This window comes from Campylobacter parajejuni, assembly GCF_046764905.1.
Classification (GTDB): Bacteria; Campylobacterota; Campylobacteria; order Campylobacterales; family Campylobacteraceae; genus Campylobacter_D.
Genome location: NZ_JBKORB010000003.1, coordinates 133,896 through 153,079 on the forward strand (window position 1 = coordinate 133,896; position 19,184 = coordinate 153,079).

Here is a 19,184-nt window from a genome sequence, read left to right on the forward strand (position 1 = left end):
TCCTTTAGAAAATCAATCCGCTAAAGCGTAATTTTCAATCTCATTAAAATTTAAATACCTATAAATATTTGCTTTGTCATTGAGTTTATTACTGACAATTTGCAAATATTCTTCTTGGCTTGGAATTTTACCTAATATCGCACAAACTGCGGCAAGTTCGGCACTTCCTAGATACACCTTAGCTCCCATACCCATTCTATTATCAAAATTCCTTGTAGAAGTAGAAAAAACCACAGCGCCGTCATTAACTCTAGCTTGATTACCCATACACAAAGAACATCCGGGCACTTCTATCCTAGCACCCGCCGCACCAAAGATACTATAATAGCCCTCGCTAATAAGTTGAGCCTTATCCATTTTAGTCGGCGGCACGACCCAAAGTCTGGTTTTAAGTATGCCTTTATCTTTTAAAATTTCGCCTAAAGCCCTATAATGCCCTATATTTGTCATACAAGAGCCTACAAAAACTTCATCTATATTTTTAGGACGCTTATCATCATTTAAAATTTCGCTTAAGGTAGCCACATCATCAGGGTCATTTGGACACGCTAAAATAGGCTCTTTAATCTCATTTAAATTTATTTCTAAGACATAGGCGTATTTAGCGTCTTTATCTGCTCTTAAAAGGGTAGGGTTTTTAAGCCATTCTCTCATTTTTTCAGCTCTTCTAGCAAGGGTGGCTTTATTTTCATATCCTGCTTCTATCATCGCTTCAATCAAAGCGATATTGGATTTGATATATTCGCTCACACTCTCTATACTTAAATCCACATTACAAGCTGCAGCACTTCTTTCAGCACTGGCATCGCTAAGTTCAAAGGCTTGTTCGACTTTTAAATTTGGCAAACCTTCTATTTCTAAAATTTTCCCCGCAAAAATATTTTTCTTATTTTTCTTTTCCACAGTGAGTTGTCCTTGCTTGATAGCATAATAAGGTATAGCATTAACCAAATCTCTTAGGGTGATTCCGGGTTGTAATTCTCCGCTAAAACGCACCAAAACACTTTGAGGCACATTTAAAGGCATAGAGCCTGTAACCGCAGCAAAGGCTACAAGTCCGCTTCCTGCAGGAAAAGAAATTCCAATAGGAAAACGCGTATGCGAATCCCCACCTGTGCCTACACTATCAGGCAATACAAAACGGTTAAGCCAAGAGTGAATAACCCCATCACCGGGCTTTAAGCTTACCCCGCCACGACTTGTCATAAAATTGGGTAAGGTTTTATGTAGATTTGAATCGCTAACCTTAGGATAAGCAGCCGTATGACAAAAGCTTTGCATTACAAAATCAGCATTAAAGCCCAAACTGGCTAATTCTTTAATCTCATCTCTAGTCATAGGACCTGTGGTATCTTGAGAACCCACAGTAAGAGTAATAGGCTCTATATACATACCCGCACGCACACCCTCAACCCCACAGGCACGCCCTAGCATTTTTTGAGCTAGGGTATAGCCTCCGCTTGAATTTTCAGGCTGAATAGGCTTGATGAAAATCTTTTCATTTTCCATTCCTAAAAATTCCCTAGCCTTAGCACAAAGCCCACGACCTATGATAAGGGGTATTCTCCCGCCAGCTCTGACTTCATCTAAAAGGGTATTGGGACTGAGTGTAAATTCGGCAATAACAGAGCCATTTTTGATAATTTTGCCTTCATAAGGATGAATTTCAAACTCATCTCCCATTTCTAAATTTGACACATCGCAAATAATAGGCAAGGCACCGCTATCTTGAGCGGTATTAAAAAAAATCGGTGCTATGGTTGAGCCTATAACTATACCGCCACTATGTTTATTAGGCACGCCTTCTATTTCTTTGCCCAAGTGCCATTGTATGGAATTAATAGCTGATTTTCTACTTGAGCCTGTGCCTACCACATCGCCTACATAAACAACCTCGCGACCGCTTTTTTTAAGCTCTTTAATCTTTTCTAAAGAACCTGCTTGACGCACCTTTAACATAGCATTGGCGTGAAGGGGAATATCACTTCTTGTAAAAGCATCTCCAGCAGGGCTTAAATCATCGGTATTGGTTTCGCCAGCTACCTTAAAGACTATGCACTTAATGACTTCGGGTAATTTTGCTTTTTTTTCAAACCACTCCGCATTCGCCCAGCTTTGTAAAACTTCTTTAGCATAAGGATTGCTTTTGCTAAGTTCGGCTAGGGTGTGAAAATTTTCATGCACGAAAATAATATTTTTTAACTCATCAGCGGCATCTTTGGCTATATTTTTATCTTTTAAAGCAGTTATTAAAACTTTTACATTGTATCCTCCTAGCATAGTGCCAAGCATTTTTAAGGCTCGTTTTTTATCAATGCTAGGAGCTTTAAGCTTATCTTTTAAGATTGCGTCTAAAAATTCGCATTTAACCAAAGCACCATCATCTACGCCCGGACTCACTCTGTTTTCTAAAAGCCCTGCAAGTTCTTCGTTATTTTCTTTTTCAAGTAATTTGCAAAGTTCTTTAGTTTGTTCTGCGTTTAAGGGAAGGGGTGGTATATCCAAAGCGGCTCTTTCTTTAACAAGTTTTTCGTATTCTTGCATAAAAGACATTTTCTGCTCCTTAAAAATTTTTGCTATAATTATAGCTTTTCAAAGGATAAAAAATGTTTAAAATTTATTATAAGATGGCTTTGTGTTACTTATCTTTACACAGCGATGGAAAATTTTTAACTAGAGTGGAATTTTGTGAAAATAAAGAGCAGGATGAAAATTGTGCTTTGCTTGACTTGGCAAGAAAGGAGCTTGATTTATATTTTGCCCATAAGCTTAAAAAATTTAGCGTTCCTGTTTTAATGCAAGGCACAGCTTTTGAATTAAAGGTTTATAAGGCTTTAAGAGAACTTCCCTATGGCAAAATAGTTACTTATAAAGAAATAGCAGAAAAAATTAAGCATCCAAAAGCTTTTAGGGCTGTTGGGAATGCCAATGCTAAAAATCAAATTCCCATCTTCATACCCTGTCATAGAGTGGTTTCAAATCATAAAATAGGCGGATATAGTGGCGGAGTGGATTTAAAAAGATTTTTGCTTAAAAATGAAGGGGTGGATTTAAAATAAGCTTGGAGTTTGATTTTCTTTGTTTTCAAATTCTTGCTCAAAAATATCATAATTTTCAAGAATTAAGCAATATTTAAAATTTTTTATTTTTCTTAAATCTGAAAGCTGATTATAGGAAAAATCGCAAAATAAAGAATTTTTAGAAGCGATTTTAAAGCCCTTTATATTTTTAAATTTATCCTTCCAAAATTCAAAGGTATTTTGATTGTTACTTACGATAAAAGCTCTAGAACTTGAGCCAAAAGCAGTGATTTCAAATTTATCATCAATAAAATAAATCTTAAAATCATCAATTTTGTTAAAATCAAAAACTATTTTTTGTTTTTTTTCTTTTAAAAAAGAAACAATTTTTGCAAAAGCATTGGCATAAAAAAAGGGTAAATTTAAATTTTTAAAGTATAAATTCTCGCAAATTAAGGTTGTAAAAAAGAAGCTAGAGCGTGATAATAAGGTAAAATTAGCCTCTTTTAAACTATGAGAATAAGCACAAAGTTTAGAAAGATAATTCTCTTCGCCATAGCAAAAAATTTCGCCCCTTTTTGCATGGATTAATTTTTCAAAATCAGCAAAAATATTGCCCCTTAAGATATTGAAATAAAAAGCCTTGCAAAGACTTAATTCATAGGATTTGAAAAGTAAAAATTCACACTCTTTCTCTTCGCAAAAAAAGCGTAAAAATCGAATAAGGGCTAATTCTAAATTTTCCACCTTAAAATAAAAAATTTCTTTATCTTCAACAGCAATATCATTTTGCGTTATTATCGCGTAAGCTCCTTTTTCTACAGCCCTAGCGATTTCTTTTTTGTCATTGTTGAAAAAAGCAAAGCCTACTTTAAGTTCATTTAAATTTAAGGCAAAACCTTCTACGCTTAAAACACTGCCTTCGTGAATGAGAGTTGCGTTTAGAAGTTCGCCTAAATTACTAATTTGCATATTTAACCCACCAAAGAGCCATTTTCTACAAGTTGTTCAGGAGTGATTAAAACAAGTTTATCGCCACTTTTTGCTGAAAGTATCATACCATCGCTTTCATGTCCAAAAATTTTAGCTTTTTTAAGATTGCTTATAACACAAACTTGTTTGCCAATCAATTCGCTTGGCTCATAGTATTTTGCTATGCCTGAAAGCACCTGTCTTTTTTCTTTATTATCAAGTTCAAGCTCAAATTTTAAAAGCTTTTCACTGCCTTTGATATTTTGACAATCAAGCACCTTAGCGACCTTGATTTCAATCTTAGCAAAATCATCGATTTTTATCTTAGGGCTTTGTTCTTTTTGTGCTATTTTTTCTTCTTGAACACTCTTTTTTTCAATCCTAGGAAATAAAGCCTCATAAGCTCTTACTTCAAAATCCAAAAGCTCATCATTGAAAATAAGACTTTGATAATTTTGGGGACTAAGGGCGTAATTTAAAGCTTCAGCTACTCTTTTACAGGACTTTGGCAAAGCAGGGCTTAGGAGTAAATTCACTCTTGCTAAGATATTCGCACAAAGGGCTACTAGAGCATTTGCCTTTTCTTTTTCGCCATTTTTGACTAAATTCCAAGGCTCGTATTTTGTAATAGCTAAATTAGCTACACTTAAAGCCTTAAAAAGCTCTTCTAAATAACGGTTAAATTGTAAATTTTCTAAAAATTTCAAGCCTTCTTTTAAATGAAGTTTAACCTCTTCTAGCTCGGCACTAAAAAATTCCAAAAGCCTATCTTTTTTAATGCTTCCGCTACTATATTTTAAACTCATTCCTATAATGCGACTTAATAAATTGCCAAATTCATTGCCAAGCTCTGTATTAACGCGGTTTATAAGCATAGCTTCGCTAAAATCCCCATCATTGCCAAAAGGCACTTCTTTAAGCAAAAAATAACGCAAAGGCTCTAAACCATAAGTATCAGCCATTTCTTTAGGTTTTACAACATTGCCCTTAGACTTACTCATCTTTTCTCCATCCTTAGTCCACCAACCATGTGCGGCTATGAATTTAGGCAAGGGCAAATCCACACTCATCAAAAAAGCAACCCAATAAATCGCGTGAAAACGCAAAATATCTTTGCCTACCAAATGCACATGGGCAGGCCAAAATTTAGCATTTTCTCCCTTATTTTGAAAATCAAGTGAGCTTATATAGATAAAAAGCGCATCAAGCCATACATAAATAATGTGTTTATCATCTTTGATTTCCTTAGGTAATTTAATCCCCCAATCAAAACTCGTTCTAGTGATAGAAAGGTCCTTAAGTCCGCCTTTAATGAAATTGATAAGTTCGTTTTTTTTGTTTTTTGGTAAAATAGGGTCTTTTTCTTCATACCACTGCAAAATTTTATCTTGATATTTTGAAAGTTTAAAAAAATAGCTTTCTTCTTTTAAAATTCTAGTTTGCTTACCACAATCAGGGCAACAAACTTCCTTTACAAGCTGACTTTGAGTAAAAAAACTCTCACAAGAAACGCAGTAATGTCCTTCGTATTCATCCTTATAAATATCGCCTTTTTGCCACATTTTTAAAAACATAGCCTTAACAAAATCAATATGCCTTTTATCTGTGGTTCTTGCGTAAATATCATAGCTGATTTCAAATTCATCCCAGAGCTTTTTAAATTCCAAACTCACCTTATCAGCGTATTCTTTTGGGCTAAAATTTCTAGTCTTTGCGGCTTCTTCTATTTTTTGTCCGTGCTCATCTGTTCCTGTTAAAAATTTTGTTTCGTGTCCTTGCAAACGATAAAATCTTGCTAAAGTATCAGCGATTATGGTAGTATAAGCGTGTCCTAAATGAGGCACATCATTTACATAATAAATCGGTGTTGTAATATAACGCATTTTTTTCCTTTAAAAGTCAAATCCGCCTTCGGTTTTACCCTTAGACATACTATTATAAACTGCATCGACATAATTTTTTCGAGTTTGGCAGTTAAAAATTTCATCACAATTATAACAAGAATTGTAATTTTTCGAACTTTGGCAAGAAAGTAAAATTTCCTTCTTTTTATCCATATCTTGCTCAAATTCATCTCTAATTTCACTCATTATAAGCCCTTAAAAGTTTTTCAATTTCATATTCAGAACCAAAAAAGCAAGGAGTTGTCGAATGAATAGCACTAAATTCAAGCTCAAGCAAGGAAGAGTTTTTTCCATCTGTTGTTTTGCCTCCAGCTTTTTCTATGATATAGGCTAAGGGAAAAACCTCAAAAAAAGCCCTTAATTTACCCTGTGGGGCGTCTTGAGTCGCTGGGTAGCTAAAAAGCCCCCCGCCTTTAAGCAAAATTTGATTAATATCGCTTACCATAGCCCCGCTATATCTTAGACGGTAACCCTCATCAAAAAGACTTTTGATAAATTTAGCGTGCTTTTCTTCCCAGAATTTTTGGCTAGCTCCTGTGGCGTTAATCTTGCCTTTTTTATCCATAACAAGCTCTTTAATAAAAACAAAATCATTCTTTGCATTAAGTCGGTAAAGCCTTGGCACATCTTCACAAATCACAAGCTCTAAACGCGCTCCATACATACTATAAAGTGCGGCTTTTAGGTTTTTAGCACTTGGCTTTTCTTCATAAATAGCAAAGATAGAGCCTATGGCAAAATTCACATCCATCAAGCTTGAACCATCAAGCGGGTCGTAAGCGACTATGAATTTTGCATCTTCATTGAGTGTTAAAATTTCTTCTTTTTCTTCGCTGATAAGAGCTTTTATATCCTTACACTCACTTAGAACCTTCGTGATAAGCTCATCGCTTAAGACATCAAATTGAAGCTGGGTATCACCTGAAAAATTATGATTTTGACTATAACTAGTATCTGGGAATTTCAAAGCTTGTGAAATTTCTAAAACCGCTTTTTGTATATAGCTAAATACTTCTTGCATTTTATAATTCTCCTTGTAAATTTTTAGCGTTTTTTAAGATATAGGCACAAATGCCTTCTATATCGTTTAAATCAAGCCAAGTTAAATTTTCGTGCGAAATTTTTTCATAACTTGCAATGGCTTTTGAAAAGGCAAAATAACTATCATCAATTTCCTTGCAAAACACGCTAATGCGTGGCAAATCAAGAGTTTTTAAACCTTCAATCAAGCAAAGGTCAAAGTTTGGATTTAATTTTAAGGCTTTTAAAATATCCCTGCCTTGATGTGAAAAAAAGGTAGTTCTAGTAGGACTTAGCACCATCACTTCAGCACCGCTTTGAAAGAATTTAAAGCTATCCTTGCTACTAAAATCAAACTGAGCCTTATCGGCTGGGTCGTGCTTGACGATAAGAACCCTTAGTCCTTTTTTGATAAATTCCCCCGCAATTTTAGTGATAAGGGTTGTTTTGCCTGAATTTGAAGGACCGCTAAAAGCCATAATTAATTGTCGCATTTGGCACACTCTTAAAAAAAAAATTTGAAGATTATACCTTTTTAAATCAAAAAATAGGATTAAAAGGTTACAATAACGCTAAAAAATATGGAAAAATAATGAAGATTTATAATTTAATTTTAAGTGCTTTTTTACTTGGGGCTTGTTCTTCTAAAGATTTGGCACTTGTGGATACGAATTTAAAAACCCAAACCCTAATGTTCACCCAAAAATACAAAATCACTCAAAATGAGCTTAATGCCATCATCACTATGTCTTATTTAAATCCTATTTTAGATGAGAATAGCAAAGATGATATTTTAGCCCTGTCTTTTACTCCAAACAGCTTTGAAATTCAAAAGCTAGAAGTTTTTGTCAATAACAAAAAAGCTAGGGTTGAGAAGCTAGATGCACTCTATTTAAAATATCTCATACAAAATAATTATACTCATTATTTTAAGGTAAGTCTTCCTAGCATCAAGGAAGAGAATAAGCTTGTAGCTAGGATTTGCTTAAATCATCTGCCTTGTTTTGAATTAAATTTTCAAAAATATCCCAAATCTTTATATTATCGTTCAGAAGATGTCGATACACAATATAATTAGCCAAAACCTTTTTTCCATAAATTCTACTTTCTTGATAAGGCACAAGCTCCATAGATAAAAAAGGCTCAAATTTACCCGCTTTAAACATATCATTCCTAGCTAACATTCTATTGGTAAAGCCTATGCCTCCATTATAAGCATAAGCGACAAAGAGCGGAGAGTTTAGACGGCTTTCTAGGTAATTTAAATGATGATTTCCAAAATAAAACGCTAGTTCTGGTTTAAACATAAAATCTTGGTCAAAATTAGGAATTTTTAATTCTTTTTGACCTATGTGATTAGCCAAAAAGGGCATAAACTGCATTATACCCAAGGCATAAGAAGTAGAAATAGCTGTGGGGATAAAACGGCTTTCTTGTCTTGCGATAGCTAGGATTAAAGCCTGTCTTGGAATGCCATAATCCTTTAAATTCTCATAATAAGGCATTATAAAATAATGTTTTTTAAAATTATTCTTTCGTTCTAGTATATAAGCATAAATAGGCAGGGTTTCTTGGGTGTCAAATTCTTTTGCTAAAGCCTCTAACTCACTTGCATTAGCATCGCGAATTTGTTTATTGAGTTTTTGCCACGCAAAAGGATTTTGCATATTAAAATTGCTTTTTTCCTTGCTGGGATTTAGGCTTTCTATTTTTGGAAAAGCTGTGTGGGTTAGCTCCTTTGCATAAAGGCTATAAATATTTAAAGCAGGGCTTTTGGCTAAATTTTGCAAATCTTTATCGTCCTTTTTTATCATCCACATCCAAAAAAGGGCATTGTCTTTAGTATCTTGAATTTTAAAGCTTTCATACGCCTTTTTAAAAAAATCAAAAGCCAAATTTTCCTTATCAAAAACAAGGGCATTAACACCCAAATAAAACGCAACATCATCGCTCACTCTAGCAGGGTCAATATGTAGCATAGAGGCTCTAAATAGGGGATTTTCTTTTTTGATGATGATATTTTGGGCAAAATTTTTAAAAGCTATGTGGCTAGTAAGCTTATTTACAAAGCTAGGACTTAGGGTTAAATCGTATTTTTTAGAATAATTATAAAGCTTAAAAAACCCGCCCACATCTTCTTTTTGTGCTATATACTCCATGGGATTTGGGCTATTAAAGGCTAATAACAAATGGCTTAAATCTACTCTTTGCTCTTTAAAATTTTGTGCCAAGCTTGTTCTGTCCTTTGAAGTTAAACTCGCTATAAAAACTAAGGAATTTAAACGCACAGCCTGACAGCTTGCATTCGCGTCTAAAATAGTATTTTTTGTATAATTAAAACAAGGGGCGTATTTGGGGTCTATGTAAGGCTTTGTGGGGATAAATTTCTCAAGCTCGGTTTTGATTTTGCCTACATAGCGAAAGATATGAGAACTTAAATTTTGCATATCCTTTTTAGCTATAGCCTTGCTTTCTAAAAGCCTATAAATATAATAATCCTTAGCCAATGAATTTTCTTCTTTTTTCAGGCTTTGTAAATCATAAGGGGCTGAGTAACAAGCAAGATTTAAAAACAAAAGAACTAAAATTCGCTTCACAATATACTCCTTAAAACATTTCCAAGAAAAATGCTAAGAAACTGCAAAGCCAAAACTATAATCAAAGGGGCTAAATCAATGCTACCTATGCGGGTTGGAATTTTACGCACCAAAGCATAAGCAGGATAGCTTAGTTTGTATAAAATTTGCACTATGGGATTGTAGGGGTCTGGATTTACCCAAGTTAAAAGTGCTGTGATGATGATAATCCAAGTGTAGATATTAATGACAATTTGCAATACCTGAAAAACCGAAATGATAAAAGAATCCATAACCATATTTATATCCTTGCTAATTCGTGAATGAAAGTTTTTATATGTGTGTAAAGCTCATTAAGCTCAGGTCCGTGTTGGCTTCCTGTTAAAACTATCCTTAAAGGCATAAAAAAGTTTTTACCCTTAAGCTGACTTTTTTCTAGAAGATAATTTTTAAATTCTTCATAATTTTCAAAGGGCTCTATATCTTTTAAAAGTTCTTTTAAAATTTTGCATTCTGCTTCGAATTTTGTGCAGTCTTTTTCGCTAAAAATGGCTTGTATTTTTTCTCTAAGTTCTTTTATGGTGCTTGCTTCTTGGGTGTAAAATTTAGCCAAAGCCGCCACATCTTTATCTAAATTTAAAAGCTTATTGAGTTTTTCATCTTCCATTCTTTTGATATGCTCTCTATTGATTTGCAAGAGTTTTTTAAAATCAAATTTCGCAGGAGATTTAGAAATCTTACTTATATCAAACCATTTTATCGCTTCTTCTAGGGTAAAAATTTCACAAGGGGTTTTATTGCCTAAGAGTATGAGATAATTGCTAATCGCACTGGGTAAAATTCCCATTTCAAGTAGCCATTTTACAGAAGAATGGGCTTCTCTTTTGCTCATCTTTACCCCATCTTCATTTAAAATGATAGGCAAGTGTGCATAAGTCATTCTTTTTTCATAGTCCAAACTTGCACGAATATGCTCTTGTTTAGGGGTATTAGACACATGGTCTTCTCCTCGTATAATACAACTTACCCCCTCAAGCATATCATCTACCGCACAAGCAAAATTATAAGTAGGAGTTTTATCCTCTCGCATAATGACAAAACTATCGATATTTTCAGGCTCAAAGCTTAATTCGCCCTTGATAAAATCTTTAAATTTCATAGTATGCGTAGGTTTTTTAAGACGAATAACAAAGGGCTTTTGGCATTCTAAAACATCTATATCTTCTAATTTTTCGCAAGTGCCATCGTAACGATAAGGCTTATTTTGCTTTTTGGCTAATTCTTTTTTTGCCTCTAATTCTTCTTTGGTGCAAAAACAAGCAAAAGCCTTTTTTTCACTTACAAGCTTTAAAGCCATTTGTCGGTGGAATTTCAAATTTTGACTTTGTATATAAAAATGCTGCCACGAAAGATTAAAAAGCCTTAAAATTTCTTTGATTTCTTCTTCTTTTCCCTCTATATTTCTTGCCTTATCCGTATCTTCAATACGCAGGATAAAATCGCAATTTTTTGCTTTAGCGCAAAGATAATTAAACAAAGCCGCACGCAAATTTCCTATATGCATGTCGCCCGTGGGAGAAGGTGCAAAACGGTACATAATACAACCTTTAGTTTTATTAAAAGCAAGAATTATAACAAAAAAATTCTAATATATATTTAATCTTTTTTGGTTACAATTTCGCCTATGAAATTTTTAATTTTTGTTGTAGTTTTTTTACTGATTTTTGGTTTGGCAAATCTTTATGTTTATAAAAGATTGATTAAAAAAATCCTTCTTTTTAAGTATTTTCATAAATTTTTTGCCCTTGTTTTAATTCTGCTTTTCTTAGCTCAAGCAGGATTTTTATTAGTCCGTAAGGATGAGTATTTAAGTGATGCGTGGTATGAGTTTTTAGCTATGCTTTATGCGCCTACTTATTGCTTGTTTTTCCTTTGTTTGATACTGGATTTTTTTAGACTTATTTTAGACTTAATGGGTAAAGAGCTTAAATTCCATCTTGCTTTTGGCTTTGTCTTTGAACTGGCTTTAATTGCCTTGAGCGGATTTTTAATCTTTATGAGTGTGAATAATGCCTTAAGAATCCCTGAGGTAAAAGCCCTTGAACTGCCTTTAGCAAAGCTTAAGCAAGATGTAAAAATCGCTGTGCTAACAGATATTCATTTGGGTAAAAATTTGCACGAAAACTTTTTAGACGCACTCATTGCTAAGGTGAATTTAGAAAAGCCCGATATGGTCGTAATCGTAGGGGATTTAGTCGATACCACTCCTAAGCATTTGCAAAATTATATTTCAAAGCTTAATGATTTAAAGTCTAAATACGGCACCTTCTATGTGGTGGGCAATCACGAGTATTATCACGGCATAGAAGAGGTTTTAACCCTGCTTAAAAATCATACAAATATGAAAATTTTAATGAATGAAAGCCAGAGTTTGGAATTTTTTAATATAGCTGGACTTGGGGATTTAGTAGGAGTTGAAATAGGACTTTATGCTCCTGATTTAGCTAGAGCGAAAGTGGATTTAGACCCAAGTAAGCCTAGCATTTTACTTGCTCATCAGCCTAAAACTGCCTTGCTTTATGATGTGAATGATTTTGATTTGATGATAAGCGGACACACACACGCAGGGCAGGTTTTTCCTTTTATGTTTTTGGTTAAACTTCAGCAAGGCTTTATACACGGACTTTATGACTTAAGCGAAAAAACTAAGCTTTATGTCAGTAGCGGGGCGGGTTTTTGGGGACCTAGTCTTAGAGTCTTTGCACCTAGTGAGATTGTGATTTTAAATTTAAAAGGCGAAAAATGAGTTTTTCAAGGACTAGCTCAAGGATTTTTGGACTTTTAGCCGCTTTTCGCTTTCCTAAATTCCTACAAAAAATCATCAATGAAAATTATGTAAGATATTTTAAAATCGATATGAGTGAGTTTAAAAACCCTTGCGAATATGAAAGCTTAAACGCTCTTTTTACCAGAGCTTTGGAAAAAAAACGCCCCATAGCTCAGGGCTTTATTGCACCCAGTGATGGCAAAATTTTAGAGTGCGGAGAAGCCTTTTTAGCCAAAGGGGAGTATTTTGCCTTTAGCATCAAAGGACACACTTACAGCTTAAGTGAGCTTTTAAGAGATGCTTATGAGAAAAATGAGCTTGAAAACGCACTTGATTTTGCTAATATTTATCTCGCACCCAAAGATTATCACCGCTATCATAGCCCTTGTGATATGCAAGTTCTAAGTGCTACTTATACAAGGGGAGAGCTTCATAGTGTGGCAGAAAAATATCTGGCTAAAATAGCCAATCTTTACACAAAAAACGAAAGAGTGTGTTTAAAATGCAAAAACGAAAAAGGGCTTTTTTGGTTGGTTTTTGTGGGGGCACAAAATGTGGGAAAAATGCGTTTTCATTTTGATAAAAGCATTAAGAGTAATGCCAAAAATTCGCATAATTTCACGCATAAATACGAAAAATTATTTTGCAAAAAGGGCGAAGAACTAGGCTATTTTGAGTTAGGTTCTACTATAATTTTAATCTCTCAAAAAGGACTTTTAAATTTCAATTTAAAAGTAGGGCAGGATATAAAATTTGGAGAACGACTTAGTTTTTAGGCGTTTGATTAGCCATTTGATAAATAAAGGCAAAAACTTCAGCCACAGCCTTATACATATTTGGCGGAATTTCATCGCCCAAATCAAGTTTGCTTAAAATTTCGATTAAATCTTCATCTTCTTTGATAGGCACTCCGTGTTCTTTTGCTAGGGATATAATCTTAGCCGCACTTTCACCCTTACCACTTGCAAGAACCTTAGGTGCTGAGTGTTTTTCTTTTTGATAGCCTAGTGCTACTGCCTTTTTGATGGATTTTTTAATCTTACTCATACCTTTTTATCCATTCCCATTTCAAGGTCAAGATTTTTCATATTTCTTGTATCAAATTTACTTCTTATAATATCGCCAACAAAAAAATTCGCACTCAAAAGCCCTGCTTTATTGATATTTCTCTTAAGCTCGTGAGCGTTTTCATAAATCTTTTTTCTAAATTCCTTATTTTCCGCCATAATATTAATATCAATGTATTTTTCATTATTAAGAGAAATAAGAATTTCCAAATCCCCGAGCTTGGCAAATTCGAGCTTAATTTGAGCAAAAAATTTATCCTTTTTGCCCCGTCTAAACATAAGCTTAGAATCGCTTAAATCATCCCAAGAAAAAGGCAAATAGCTATTGATAGAGTCATTTGCTAAGGACATAAGCTGATTAAGCTCAATCTGTGCTAAAAGACGGTTAGCTTGATTATACACGGCTTCATTGCCTTCGTTTTTTGCTAAATTAGCAACTTGTAGCAGAGTAGATTTTACATCGTGGTTTAAGGAATCTGCTATATCTTGTTCGGTTTTTGGCTTAATGTAGGCTAAATCTTTAAGCGATACATCAAGCTTATGCTCAAGTGTTTTTAACTCCGCTTGATTTAGTTTAGCCATTTGGGTGCGTGGCTCAAGCTCTTTAAGGCTTTCATTTAATTTTCTTGCAAGATTGTTTAAATTTTTACTCAAATCCTGCACTTCTTCAAACTCTAAATTTTCAGTGCTAAAGGCTAAATTTTTTGTTATATTTTGCTTGATAAAGTCTTGTTCTTTCACTAAAGAGCTGGGTTTAAGGGTATTTTCAACGGCTTTATCTTGCTTATTTTCATAAAATTTATCGTTTTCTTTAAGAGGAATTTTTTCTTTTAAATTTTCTTTAATGTTATCTTTTAAATTCTCTCTAATATTCTCTTTTAAATTCTCTTTTGAACTTTCTTTAAGGCTTTCTTTAGTATTGAAATTTTCTTTTACGCTTTCTTTTTGTTCTTGTGTTTTTTGCTCTTGTTTGAAATTTTCCTTTAAATTTTCTTTTAAATTAACTTTTAAATCTTCTTTTAAATTTTTTTGCTCTTGCCCCTTTTCTTGTTCTTTGTGGCTTTGCGTTTTTTCATCTTTTAACAAGCTCTTGCCATCTTTTTCTTCTAAAGTATTTTGCTTATTTTTTTCTTGTCCTGTTGTGTTTTTTTCTTCCTTAAAATCTTTAGAATGTGAAATTTTATCTTTCTCTACAAACTTATTTTGAAGCAAGTTTTCTAAAACGCCTTGTTTGTGCGGCTTATTTTCTCCTAAAATATTTTTTAAACTGCTTTCTAGTTTTTCAAAGGCACTAGCTGTTTGTTTGAGTATATTCGTATCCTTTATCATCAAATTTTCTGGCTTATGCAGTGCTTTGAAAAAATCATTTTTTATGGAGTTTAATTCTTTTAAGATTTTATTAGCGAGTGGAATGATTTTTTCTTGAGCCTGACTTGGATTTTTACTGATATAATTTTTAAAATTTTCTAGTTTAGAAGCTAAATTTAAAAGAGCCTTAAAAGAACTTTGACTTAAAATTTGTTTATTTTCATTTTTGTTTAAGTCTATGATGGCTTTTAATTCTTTTAAACTTTCTTTTGGACTTAAATCAATCTGAGCTAATTTAGCAATTTCAAGGCTTAGTTTTTCATTTGAAAGACCCTTTATGGTGCTTAAAAGCGAATGAAAGCTTTTAGGAAGCATTTCTTCATTTAAAGCGTCTTTAAGTTTTGCTTCGAAAAATACCCCTGAATTTTTAAACAAAGGAGCAAGATTTGCTTTCATCTCGCTTGCAGGTTTTAAAATTTGATTTAGCCTTTCTAAAACTTGAGCAAAAACATCATTCTTTGCAAGTTCTGCACTAAGGGTTTTTAACTCATTGGCAAAATTAGGAGCTAGGTTTAAATTTTTTCCTTGTTTAAGCACAGGAGAATCAGGGTTTTTTTGAGCATTGATTTGCTCTAAGAGCTTATTAACCAGTTCTTTTAACTTTGTGCCTGTTTCATTTTGGATAAATTTAGCTAAGACCTCTTCACTACTTGCATCCTTGCTTAAGCCTAAATTTTGTCTTAAGGCTTGTGAAAGGGCAACTTTAGGGCTATCTTTTAAATTTAACTTGTCTTTAGGAGTGTTATTATCAAGTTTTAAATCATTTCTTTGTGCGTTAGCAATTTGACTTGTAAGCTGGGGATTAATCATCGAGCATCACCATATTTCCGGGCTTTTTCTTAAATTTTTTGCTTAAAACATTAGGCTTATTTATAGCAAATAAAATTAAAAAAGCAAGGCAAAAAAGATAAAAATACACAAAGCCACCTTGCCCAAAATATTGTATAAGCATTCCTAAGATAAGGGGACCAAACAAAGAACCTAAGGAATAACAAAAAAGCACCCCACGACCTAATTCCACATTTTTACCCTTTTCTTTTAGCATATCACTTGCCCTAGCCAAAGCCAAAGCATAAAGACAAAAAATGCCAGCACCCAACAAAAAGGATAAAACATACTGCCAATGTAAAGCCAGTGTAAAAAAAGCAAAAATCAACATAACAATGAAGGCTAAAGTGGCACAAGTGATGATAGCAAATTTCCTACCCATTTTATCAGAAAGCACCCCTATAACAGCGTGTGCAAAGAAGCCTCCTAAAACTCCGCAAAATATAAAATAAGAAACAGCCCTAGCATCAAAGTCTTGCAAAAGTATAAACAAAGACGCCATAGAATAAAAGCCATTAATCAACATTCCTGCAATAAAGCTAGTTACTATGGCTAGGGGTGCAATGTCAAAAATTTTAGGTATGGAGATAGGATGGGGTTTGGGCAAAATAGGCTCTTTGATTTTGATTAAATTAAGCGGCAAGGATGAGAGTAAGATAAGGGCTGCGCTGAGTATGAAGATACTGTGTTTGCTTAAATTTAAAGCAATGATTAAAACACCAATACCAAAGGATAGGTTATAAACAATTTCATAAAAGCCCAAAACCCTTGAACGAATGGTATTTTTGCTTTTTTCATTCAGCCACGATTCAATCACCATCAAAAGCCCATAATAACAAAAACCCATAAAAAATCTTAAAATCGACCAAAAAATAAGATTTTCACTCAAGGTATGCGACATAGCACAAATTCCAAAAACCGCACTAAAAAGCCCAAAAGAACGAATATGCCCCACACGAGAAATGATTTTGTGCGCACTAATGGTGCCTAGCATAGCTCCTATAAAAAAGCAAGAGCTTATTATCCCCACAGCCAAAGAGCTTTCGTTGTTTTCTTTTAAAATCACTCCTATGGAACTTACTATCAGAGCATTTCCAGCAAACATAAAAGACATTCCCGCGAACAGGGCTGTCATAGACCTAATAATTCTTGTTAAACTCATATCTTTTAAGGTATAAAATAAAAATAAAAACACAAACAAGCAAGGATGAAATTCCACACAAATAAGCAAAAATATCTAAGTATTTTTGACGGTGTAAAAATAAAAATCCCGCAACCAAAAGCCCATAAGCTACCATTTTAAATAGGGTAAAAAATAGGGCAAAAATATACATTTTATCTTTAAAGGCTATATCGTCTTTTAAGGCTTTAAAATGAATAATTTTTGTATCCTTTTGCTTTTTTTTAATGAAAATTAAAGGAAGGGTTTTAAAATCTTTTTCGTAGAATTTAGACCTTTTGAGTATGATTTTTTTGTAATTAAAATAAGAAGCCAAAACAACAAGCAAAGCACTCAAAAAAGCCATTTCATAGCTTAAAAAGATATTTAATTTAAAAGCACTCAAGCTTAAAAAAACCAAGCAAAAAATCACTTGAATGAGAATGAAAATACTAAGTAAAGCCTTTTTGTGTTGCATTATTTTTTCTCTTTTTGAATTTTTTCCTTGATAAGAGCGTCTCTTTTTTCAAATTCTTCATAGCTTTTTACTTGCATTTTATAAGCCTTATAGACATTTAACGCAGCGGCACTAAGACCCCAAAAAACCCCCAGCCAAAAAAGCCAAGGATAGGGCGTGAATTTTTTTAGTAAATAGCCTATGCCTAAGCCTATGAATACCGCAACAACCATAGAAATACCAAGACTTAAGCCATCAGCTGCTTCAAGGGTTTTGCGAATGATTTTTTGCTTTTTTGTAGAGCTATTTTCTTCTTTTAAATTTTCACTCATATTCTTTTAAAACTTTCCCTTACCGCTTCTAGGGTAAAAGCTATCATTTTATCGTTCATTTTAGAGCAGATAAAGGCTGTTTCAAACTGAGAAGGAGCCAAATAAACACCCCTTTGAAGCATATGTTTGTGAAATTTAGAAAATAATTTTAAATCCGATTTTAAAGCGTCTTCGTAATTTAAAACAGGCTTTTGAGTAAAAAAATACCCAAACATAGAACCCACATAGCAAGTTTGCAAAGGCAGGGCTTTTTCCTCGGCTAATTTTTTCATGCCCCCAGTGAGTTTTTTGGCTAGTTTTCCTAGCTTTTCATAGAGTTTTTTACTCTTTTTAGCCTTAGTGATGCTTGCTATTCCTGCAGCCATTGCTAAGGGATTTCCACTAAGCGTTCCTGCTTGATAAACCCCGCCTAAAGGACTTAAAATATCCATAATTTCAGCCCTAGCAGCAAAAGCAGCCGCAGGCAAGCCCCCGCCTATAACCTTACCAAAAGTAACTATATCAGCTTTAATACCATTAATCCCATAAGAACCCAAATAAGAAGCCCTATATCCACTCATCACTTCATCAAAAATCACTAAGCTTTGATTAGCCTTACAAAGTTTAACAAGCCCTTCTAAAAATTCTTGTCTAGCAGGAACTAAGCCCATATTTCCTGCAATAGGCTCTATGATAACACAAGCTATATCTTTGTGTTTTTCAAAAAGCTCTTCAACACTTGCTAAGTCGTTATATTTTGCAACTAAGGTATATTTAGCCACATCTTCTAAAACACCCAAAGAACTAGGAGAATTAAAAGTAGTCGCACCGCTTCCTGCACTGACAAGCAAAGAGTCTGAATGCCCGTGATAACAGCCTTCAAATTTTAAGATTTTATCTTTTTTGGTAAAGCCACGAGCAAGGCGAATAGCACTCATAGTTGCTTCTGTGCCGCTGCTAACAAAGCGGATTTTATCCAAGTGGGGAAAATCACATAAAACAAGTTTAGCAAGTTCTGTTTCTAGTAGGGTTGGAGCGCCAAAACTTGAGCCTTTTTTCAAAGCTTTTTGACAAGCTTTTTGTATGTCTTTATCACAATGCCCAAAAAGCAAGGGTCCCCAGCTTTGGACATAATCTATATAAGAATTCCCTTCTATATCGAAAATATAAGCGCCTTTGCCCTGTGAAATAAACCTAGGCTCACTCCCTACATTTGCAAAAGCACGCACGGGCGAATTCACACCCCCTGCTATAAACTGAGTGGCTTCTTTGAAAGCTTTTTTATTTGTCATTTTTCTTCCTTGCTAAATTGCTTGATGTAATTGTATAAAGTTGCAATTTCATCATTGGTTAAAGAGTAATTTGGCATTATAGATTTTGCGTCCTTACTCTCATTAAGAGAATTTTTAAAATCCTCGAAACTAAGATTTTGAATACTAGGAACCTTATAAGCTGTTTTAACGCCATTTTTCGTATAATACCCCAAAATTTGCTCCCTGCCATCACTTCCGTGGCATTCTTTGCAGCTAATGCCTCTAGGATTTTCATAAAGCATTTTAGAATACTCTTTAAGAGTGATAAAATCAGCCCCTAAAAGACTTGCGTTTAATAAAAAAAACATTAAAACAATTTTCAAAGTTTTACCCTGTTAATGAAATTTTAATATGATACAATT

The 19,184-nt window shown here is 33.8% G+C and carries 20 protein-coding genes; 4 read left to right on the forward strand and 16 right to left on the reverse strand.

All coding sequences use genetic code 11. The features are described from left to right. Nucleotides 1-12: 12 nt before the first annotated feature. Nucleotides 13-2,553, reverse strand: coding sequence for a bifunctional aconitate hydratase 2/2-methylisocitrate dehydratase (locus tag ACLL8X_RS03975; protein ID WP_411989644.1), 2,541 nt, complete (start codon nt 2,551-2,553; stop codon nt 13-15). A gap of 53 nt (nt 2,554-2,606) precedes the next feature. On the opposite strand from ACLL8X_RS03975, the gene ACLL8X_RS03980 reads away from it, so the two are divergent. Then, on the forward strand, nt 2,607-3,059 hold the full coding sequence (locus tag ACLL8X_RS03980) for a methylated-DNA--[protein]-cysteine S-methyltransferase (protein ID WP_411989645.1): 453 nt from the start codon (nt 2,607-2,609) through the stop codon (nt 3,057-3,059). On the opposite strand, the gene ACLL8X_RS03985 is transcribed toward ACLL8X_RS03980, so the two are convergent. The 5 genes from ACLL8X_RS03985 to mobB are packed head-to-tail and all read right to left on the reverse strand — an operon-like array spanning nt 3,051 to nt 7,410. Continuing rightward, on the reverse strand, nt 3,051-3,992 hold the full coding sequence (locus tag ACLL8X_RS03985) for a hypothetical protein (RefSeq protein ID WP_411989646.1): 942 nt from the start codon (nt 3,990-3,992) through the stop codon (nt 3,051-3,053). The genes ACLL8X_RS03980 and ACLL8X_RS03985 overlap by 9 nt on opposite strands. Before the next feature lie 2 nt (nt 3,993-3,994). After that, on the reverse strand, nt 3,995-5,875 hold the full coding sequence (gene metG, locus ACLL8X_RS03990; RefSeq protein ID WP_411989647.1) for a methionine--tRNA ligase: 1,881 nt from the start codon (nt 5,873-5,875) through the stop codon (nt 3,995-3,997). Between the two features lie 9 nt (nt 5,876-5,884). Further along, the gene (locus ACLL8X_RS03995; RefSeq protein WP_411989648.1) at nt 5,885-6,082 is read right to left on the reverse strand and encodes a hypothetical protein; all 198 of its coding nucleotides are present in this window, start codon (nt 6,080-6,082) and stop codon (nt 5,885-5,887) included. Continuing rightward, on the reverse strand, nt 6,075-6,917 hold the full coding sequence (locus ACLL8X_RS04000; protein WP_411989649.1) for a class 1 fructose-bisphosphatase: 843 nt from the start codon (nt 6,915-6,917) through the stop codon (nt 6,075-6,077). Before ACLL8X_RS04000 ends, ACLL8X_RS03995 begins: the two co-directional genes overlap by 8 nt. Nucleotide 6,918: 1 nt before the next feature. Then, nucleotides 6,919-7,410, reverse strand: coding sequence for a molybdopterin-guanine dinucleotide biosynthesis protein B (mobB, locus tag ACLL8X_RS04005; protein WP_411989650.1), 492 nt, complete (start codon nt 7,408-7,410; stop codon nt 6,919-6,921). Nucleotides 7,411-7,508: 98 nt separating this feature from the next. Between mobB and ACLL8X_RS04010 the strand changes: the two genes are divergently transcribed. Then, entirely contained in the window at nt 7,509-7,994 is a 486-nt protein-coding gene (locus ACLL8X_RS04010) for a hypothetical protein (protein WP_411989651.1), read from the forward strand. On the opposite strand, the gene ACLL8X_RS04015 is transcribed toward ACLL8X_RS04010, so the two are convergent. The 3 genes from ACLL8X_RS04015 to gltX are packed head-to-tail and all read right to left on the reverse strand — an operon-like array spanning nt 7,891 to nt 11,089. Further along, on the reverse strand, nt 7,891-9,516 hold the full coding sequence (locus tag ACLL8X_RS04015; RefSeq protein ID WP_411989741.1) for a lytic transglycosylase domain-containing protein: 1,626 nt from the start codon (nt 9,514-9,516) through the stop codon (nt 7,891-7,893). The genes ACLL8X_RS04010 and ACLL8X_RS04015 overlap by 104 nt on opposite strands. Next, the gene (locus tag ACLL8X_RS04020; RefSeq protein WP_411989652.1) at nt 9,510-9,791 is read right to left on the reverse strand and encodes a YggT family protein; all 282 of its coding nucleotides are present in this window, start codon (nt 9,789-9,791) and stop codon (nt 9,510-9,512) included. The genes ACLL8X_RS04015 and ACLL8X_RS04020 overlap by 7 nt, the downstream gene beginning before the upstream one ends. 2 nt (nt 9,792-9,793) lie before the next feature. After that, nucleotides 9,794-11,089, reverse strand: a complete 1,296-nt coding sequence (gene gltX / locus ACLL8X_RS04025) for a glutamate--tRNA ligase (protein ID WP_411989653.1) — start codon at nt 11,087-11,089, stop codon at nt 9,794-9,796. A gap of 87 nt (nt 11,090-11,176) precedes the next feature. On the opposite strand from gltX, the gene ACLL8X_RS04030 reads away from it, so the two are divergent. Then, nucleotides 11,177-12,298 (forward strand): metallophosphoesterase, encoded by a 1,122-nt coding sequence (locus ACLL8X_RS04030; protein WP_411989654.1) that lies wholly within the window; start codon nt 11,177-11,179, stop codon nt 12,296-12,298. After that, nucleotides 12,295-13,095: a phosphatidylserine decarboxylase gene (locus ACLL8X_RS04035; protein ID WP_411989655.1), complete on the forward strand. Its 801-nt coding sequence runs from the start codon at nt 12,295-12,297 to the stop codon at nt 13,093-13,095. Before ACLL8X_RS04030 ends, ACLL8X_RS04035 begins: the two co-directional genes overlap by 4 nt. Here the strand turns inward: ACLL8X_RS04035 and ACLL8X_RS04040 are convergent. Genes ACLL8X_RS04040 through ACLL8X_RS04070 form a run of 7 tightly spaced genes read right to left on the reverse strand, consistent with a single transcriptional unit; the run spans nt 13,085 to nt 19,145 of the window. Continuing rightward, on the reverse strand, nt 13,085-13,366 hold the full coding sequence (locus ACLL8X_RS04040) for a FlhB-like flagellar biosynthesis protein (protein WP_411989656.1): 282 nt from the start codon (nt 13,364-13,366) through the stop codon (nt 13,085-13,087). The genes ACLL8X_RS04035 and ACLL8X_RS04040 overlap by 11 nt on opposite strands. After that, entirely contained in the window at nt 13,363-15,564 is a 2,202-nt protein-coding gene (fliK, locus tag ACLL8X_RS04045) for a flagellar hook-length control protein FliK (protein ID WP_411989657.1), read from the reverse strand. The genes ACLL8X_RS04040 and fliK overlap by 4 nt, the downstream gene beginning before the upstream one ends. Continuing rightward, nucleotides 15,557-16,744 carry an MFS transporter gene (locus tag ACLL8X_RS04050; protein ID WP_411989658.1) on the reverse strand — a complete coding sequence of 396 codons (1,188 nt, stop codon included), beginning with the start codon at nt 16,742-16,744 and terminating at the stop codon, nt 15,557-15,559. Before ACLL8X_RS04050 ends, fliK begins: the two co-directional genes overlap by 8 nt. Beyond that, nucleotides 16,722-17,219, reverse strand: a complete 498-nt coding sequence (locus ACLL8X_RS04055; RefSeq protein WP_411989659.1) for a hypothetical protein — start codon at nt 17,217-17,219, stop codon at nt 16,722-16,724. Before ACLL8X_RS04055 ends, ACLL8X_RS04050 begins: the two co-directional genes overlap by 23 nt. Continuing rightward, a complete protein-coding gene (locus tag ACLL8X_RS04060; RefSeq protein ID WP_411989660.1) occupies nt 17,219-17,530 on the reverse strand; it encodes an AtpZ/AtpI family protein in 312 nt (103 codons plus the stop codon). The genes ACLL8X_RS04055 and ACLL8X_RS04060 overlap by 1 nt, the downstream gene beginning before the upstream one ends. Beyond that, nucleotides 17,527-18,801, reverse strand: a complete 1,275-nt coding sequence (gene hemL, locus ACLL8X_RS04065) for a glutamate-1-semialdehyde 2,1-aminomutase (protein WP_411989661.1) — start codon at nt 18,799-18,801, stop codon at nt 17,527-17,529. Before hemL ends, ACLL8X_RS04060 begins: the two co-directional genes overlap by 4 nt. Then, nucleotides 18,798-19,145, reverse strand: a complete 348-nt coding sequence (locus tag ACLL8X_RS04070; protein WP_411989662.1) for a c-type cytochrome — start codon at nt 19,143-19,145, stop codon at nt 18,798-18,800. The genes hemL and ACLL8X_RS04070 overlap by 4 nt, the downstream gene beginning before the upstream one ends. Nucleotides 19,146-19,184: the final 39 nt, after the last annotated feature.